The sequence below is a fragment of the Streptomyces sp. PA03-1a genome (assembly GCF_033792805.1).
Taxonomy (GTDB): Bacteria; Actinomycetota; Actinomycetes; order Streptomycetales; family Streptomycetaceae; genus Actinacidiphila.
Window position 1 is genome coordinate 1 of sequence record NZ_JARAVO010000397.1, and the last position, 4,881, is coordinate 4,881.

Sequence of the window (4,881 nt, forward strand, 5' to 3'; positions counted from 1 at the left end):
CACCCCCGCAGCCCACCCCTGCCGCCCGCCGTGCGCCTGCGGACCGTTGCGGACCGTTGCGGGGTGGTCGCACGTCTGCCACTATTCACTGAGTACATGTATTGAGTGAAGAGAGGGGGGGTCGCGTCGCATGAGCACCGGCAACGTCCTGCTGGGGCTGCTCGCCGCCGGTCCCGGCCACGGCTACGACCTGAAGCGGCGGCACGACGAACGCTTCCCCCAGGCCCGCCCCCTCGCCTACGGCCAGGTCTACACCAGCCTGCAGCGCCTGGTGCGCGACGGCCTCGCCGAGGTCGACGCCACCGAGAGCGACGGCGGCCCGGAGCGCACCACCTACCGGCTCACCGAACAGGGCTCGCTGGCACTGCGGAGCTGGCTCGGCGAGCCCGTACCGCCCGCGCCCGTCAGTGCGGCCAACGAGATCTTCGCCAAGGTCACGGCGATCATGGCCTCCGGCCACGGCGACCCCGCCGCGTTCCTGCGCCTGCAGCGCGCAGCCCACCTCGCCCGGATGCGCGAGCTCACCGCGGTGAAGACCGCGCCCGGCGCCCCGCTGTCGGCCGTGCTCTCCGCCGACTACGCCCTCACCCATCTCGACGCCGACCTGCGCTGGATCGACAACGCCGCGCAGCGCCTCGGCGCCCTGGCCGAGGAGGTCACCTCAGCATGACCACATCCCTGATCGAGGCCCGCGGCCTCGTCAAGCGGTACGGCACCACCGACGCCCTGCGCGGCGCCTCGCTGCGCCTGCTGCCCGGGGAGGTCCTGGCCGTCACCGGCCCGAGCGGCAGCGGGAAGTCCACGCTGCTGCACTGCATGTCGGGCATCGTCCGGCCGGAGGAGGGCGAGGTCCGCTACACGGGCGGCGAGGCCGGCGCGGAGCGGCTCGACCAGGCCGGGGAGACCCGCCGCTCCACGCTGCGGCGCACCGACTTCGGCGTCGTCTTCCAGTTCGGCCAACTGGTCGGCGAACTGACCGCCCTGGACAACGTGGCCCTGCCCCTGCTGCTGGCCGGGACCTCCCGCGCCGCCGCCCACGACCGTGCGGGCACCTGGCTGGAGCGCTTCGGCGTGCGCGGTCAGGCCGCCCTGCGCCCGGGCGAGATGTCGGGCGGGCAGGCACAGCGCGTCGCCCTGGCCCGTGCGATGGTCACCGGCCCGAAGGCGGTCTTCGCGGACGAGCCGACCGGGGCCCTGGACTCCCTCGCCGGTGAGCAGGTCATGACCGCCCTGGTCCACGCCGCCCGCGAGTCCGGTACCGCCGTGCTCCTGATCACGCACGACGCCCAGGTCGCGGCGTACGCCGACCGCGAGGCGACGGTGCGGGACGGCGTCGTCGAGTCAGAGGACGAGCCCGCCGCCGAGGTGACCCGGTGAGGGGCCTTCGGGGGGACGCCCTGCTGGCCTGGGCACTGCTGCGGGGCTCCCCGCGCAGCGAGTGGTGGCGCCTGGCGCTCACCGCGCTCGGCGCCGCCATCGGCACGGGCTTCGCCCTGGCGGCCGCCGTCGTGGCCGTGATCGGCACCCGGTACGCGGACGGGCCGCCCCGCTATACCAACGACCTGCTCAACCTCGCCGGGCTGCGGCCGGGGGTCGTCGCCGTGCTCCTGCTGCTCCTGGTCCCGGTGGTCGCCTTCCTCGGCCAGTGCACCCGCATCGGCGCGCTGCGGCGCGAGCGGCGGCTTGCCGCGCTCCGCCTGTCCGGGGCCACCCCGCGGCAGGTCCGGCGGATCGCCGCACTGGAGGCGGGCGCCGCCGGCGGCCTGGGGGCGGTGGCCGGACTGGTGGGCTTCCTCGCGCTGCGGGCCGTGGTCGCGGCGGTGCAGGACGACCGCGGGACGCTGACCTGGCCCACCGACGCGCCGGTGCCGTGGCTTCCCGCCGTCCTGGTCGTCCTGGGGGTGCCGGTGCTGGCCACCTTGGAGGCACGGTTCGCCCTCCGCCGGTCGGCGCACGACCCGCTGGGCGTGGTCGCGAAGCGACGCCCGCCGCGCAGCGGGGCGATCCGCTGGCTGCTGGGCCCGGTGGCGCTGCTCGCGGGGACCGCGCTGATGCTGGCGGGGACGCGGGTGGCGCTGGAACGCGCGCCGACCGCAGTGGTCGTGCCGGCGTTCGTGGTCCTGTACGTCTACGGGCTCCTCCACAGCAGCGCGGGGCTGGCACTGCTCACCGGACGGCTCGCCGCCCGGTCGGGCCGTCCGGTGCTGCTGATCGCCGGGGAACGGCTGCGCAACGACCCCTGGGCCGCGGCCCGGGCCCACTCGGTGCTGATGCTCGCGGCGCTGGTGGGGGCGGGCTGGGTGGCCATGCGCCGGGTGACGCTGGACGGACTGCGCGCGGATCCGGGCTACAGCGCCGACGACCTGGCCTTCTACATCGGCGGCTGGAACCTGGCGGGGCTCGCCATCCTGATCGGCAGTGCGGTCACCGTGAGCGGCGTCGCGGTGGGCGTCGTGGAGTCGCTCATGACCCGCCGCCGGACCCTGGCCGCCCTGGCCGCGGCGGGCACGCCCCGGAAGGTGCTGTGGCGCGCCACGCTGCTGGAGACGGCGCTGCCCCTCGTCCCGGCGCTGCTGCTCGGCGCCGGCTGCGGCCTGGCGCTCGTCTTCCCCGTCGTGCTCCACCACGAGCGGCGCCCTCTGCCACTGCTGGAGCCGGCGCTGCTCACGGGCGGCCTGCTGGCCGCCGCCCTGCTGGCCACCGCCACCTCCCTGCCGCTGCTGCGCCGCACCGTGCACCCGGCGCAGTTGCGCCACGAGTAGGGGGCCGGCGGGCGCGGGAAGGGGCCCCGGACCGGCACGGGGGTGCGGTCCGGGGCCCTGAGCCCGGTCCGGGACGGTTCAGGACAACACGAAGGCCCGGTCTCAGGCGGATATGCCGTCGATCCGGGCCATGGCGTCCTCCGCGCCGAATGGCTGCAGGTATGGCAGCCAGCGCGGGTCCCTATGCCCCGTCCCGATGATCCGCCAGGCGAGACCGGACGGCGGGGCGGGCTGGTTACGCATCCGCCAGCCGAGCTCGGCGACATGGCGGTCGGCCTTGAGGTGGTTGCACCGGCGGCATGCCGCGACCACGTTGTCCCACGTGTGCTGGCCTCCGCGGCTGCGCGGGATCACGTGGTCGACGCTGGTTGCGACGCCTCCGCAGTACGCGCACCGGCCGCCGTCCCGCGCGAACAGCGCCCGCCGGGTCAGGGGCACGGGGCCGCGAAAGGGGACTCGGACGAATTTGGTGAGCTTGACGACACTCGGAGCGGGGACAGTACAGGTCGCGCTGTGCATATAGGCGCCGGACTCCTCGAGGCACACGGCCTTCTTGTTCAGCACGAGGATGAGCGCGCGGCGGAGCGGTACGACGCCGAGCGGCTCGTACGACGCGTTGAGGACCAGGACATGCGGCACGGGTGCCTCCTTTTACGCCGGCGGCGCGTGGCTCGCGCCGGGACGATCTGCCCACAGTCTCTCCGGAAGCCCGGTCACGGCGCCACCATGACCGGGTAACGGAGCGAGGGTGTTTTCAACCACACCCCTTTTACATGCCCTGAATCACCGCACGTCGCGCTCGAACAACACAACGGGACACTTCGCCTCCCCCGTTAGTGTGGGAAGCCTGCCCAACCCGGAGGTTTCCGCCCGTGTCCCCCTCGCCGTCCACCGTCACGACGATCGACGACGCCCAGAAGAGCGCGACCGACGCCGCCGACTACATCAGCCAGAACTGGGCGGACTGGCTCTCCGCCGGGCTGCGCATCCTGCTGATCATGGTGATCGCGCTGGTGCTGCGGTCCGTCGTCCGCCGCATGATCACCAAGTTCATCGAGCGCATGAACCGCGGCGCCGAGGTCGCGGCGACGAGCGCACTGGGCGGGCTGCTGGTCAACACCGAGCGGCGGCGGCAGCGCAGCGAGGCGATCGGCTCGGTGCTGCGCAGCGTGGCCTCGTTCGTGATCATGGGGACGGCGGCACTGACGGTGCTGTCCGTGCTGAAGATCAACCTGGCTCCGCTGCTGGCCAGCGCGGGGGTGGCCGGTGTGGCGATCGGCTTCGGCGCGCGGAACCTGGTGACCGACTTCCTCTCCGGGGTCTTCATGATCCTGGAGGACCAGTACGGCGTCGGCGACGTCATCGACGCGGGCGTCGCCAGCGGCACCGTGGTCGAGGTCGGACTGCGGGTGACCAAGCTGCGCGGCGACAACGGCGAGATCTGGTACATCCGCAACGGCGAGGTCAAGCGGATCGGCAACCTCAGCCAGGGCTGGGCGACGGCCGTGGTGGACGTCCAGGTCGGCTACGGGGAGGACCTGGACCGGGCCCGCACGGTGATCGAGGAGGCCGCCGCCGCCATGGCCAAGGACCAGCCGTGGGACGAGGTGCTCTGGGAGCCGGTCGAGGTGCTGGGCCTGGAGGCGGTGACCTCGGACTCGGTGCTGATCCAGGCGCAGGTCAAGACGATGCCGGGCAAGTCGGCGGCGGTCGCCCGGGAACTGCGCTGGAGGATCAAGCGGGCCTTCGACGCGGCCGGGATCGCGATCGTCGGCGGAACCCCGCAGGCGGCGGAGGAGGCCGAACCGGCCGACCCCTCGTCCGCCGTCGCCCCGCCGTCCGCACTGGCCAACCCCGCCTCCCCGCAGGCCCTGGCGGCCCAGCCGCTGGCCACGGCCCCGGCGCCGTCCCAGCCGAGCACCGTCAAGTAGCGACACCGCCCACCAGGGGCGCCGGGCACCGCCCGGCGCCCCTTTTGCGTGCCGCGGTGCGGCCGGTAACGCTTTGGCGCCGACCTCGCGAACCGCCCTTGACGCTCCGGCCACGGGCGCCTACCTTGCCTTTCACCAACAGGAAAGTTTCCTAACTACCACCACCGGGCACACCAGCCCCCCTGACC

At 73.8% G+C, this 4,881-nt stretch carries 5 protein-coding genes; 4 read left to right on the forward strand and 1 reads right to left on the reverse strand.

Annotated elements, in window-relative coordinates:
• The first annotated feature begins 130 nt into the window (after window positions 1-130).
• From PV341_RS43815 to PV341_RS43825, 3 genes are read left to right on the forward strand one after another with little or no spacing between them, the layout of a single operon-like run.
• Window positions 131-670: a PadR family transcriptional regulator gene (locus PV341_RS43815; protein ID WP_499511918.1), complete on the forward strand. Its 540-nt coding sequence runs from the start codon at window positions 131-133 to the stop codon at window positions 668-670.
• Window positions 667-1,377 (forward strand): ABC transporter ATP-binding protein, encoded by a 711-nt coding sequence (locus PV341_RS43820; RefSeq protein ID WP_500360833.1) that lies wholly within the window; start codon window positions 667-669, stop codon window positions 1,375-1,377. The genes PV341_RS43815 and PV341_RS43820 overlap by 4 nt, the downstream gene beginning before the upstream one ends.
• A complete protein-coding gene (locus PV341_RS43825) occupies window positions 1,374-2,762 on the forward strand; it encodes an FtsX-like permease family protein (protein WP_500360835.1) in 1,389 nt (462 codons plus the stop codon). The genes PV341_RS43820 and PV341_RS43825 overlap by 4 nt, the downstream gene beginning before the upstream one ends.
• 102 nt (window positions 2,763-2,864) lie before the next feature.
• Here PV341_RS43825 and PV341_RS43830 read toward each other — a convergent pair whose 3' ends face one another.
• Complete coding sequence (locus tag PV341_RS43830) at window positions 2,865-3,401, reverse strand: HNH endonuclease (RefSeq protein ID WP_499511921.1); 537 nt, start codon at window positions 3,399-3,401, stop codon at window positions 2,865-2,867.
• A gap of 233 nt (window positions 3,402-3,634) precedes the next feature.
• Between PV341_RS43830 and PV341_RS43835 the strand changes: the two genes are divergently transcribed.
• Window positions 3,635-4,693 (forward strand): mechanosensitive ion channel family protein, encoded by a 1,059-nt coding sequence (locus PV341_RS43835; RefSeq protein WP_500360836.1) that lies wholly within the window; start codon window positions 3,635-3,637, stop codon window positions 4,691-4,693.
• Window positions 4,694-4,881: the final 188 nt, after the last annotated feature.

What these genes read in the sequence shown, in the direction of transcription:
- PV341_RS43815 (WP_499511918.1), top strand. Translation starts at nt 131, where the DNA reads ATGAGCACCGGCAACGTCCTGCTGGGGCTGCTCGCCGCCGGTCCCGGC.
- PV341_RS43820 (WP_500360833.1), top strand. Translation starts at nt 667, where the DNA reads ATGACCACATCCCTGATCGAGGCCCGCGGCCTCGTCAAGCGGTACGGC.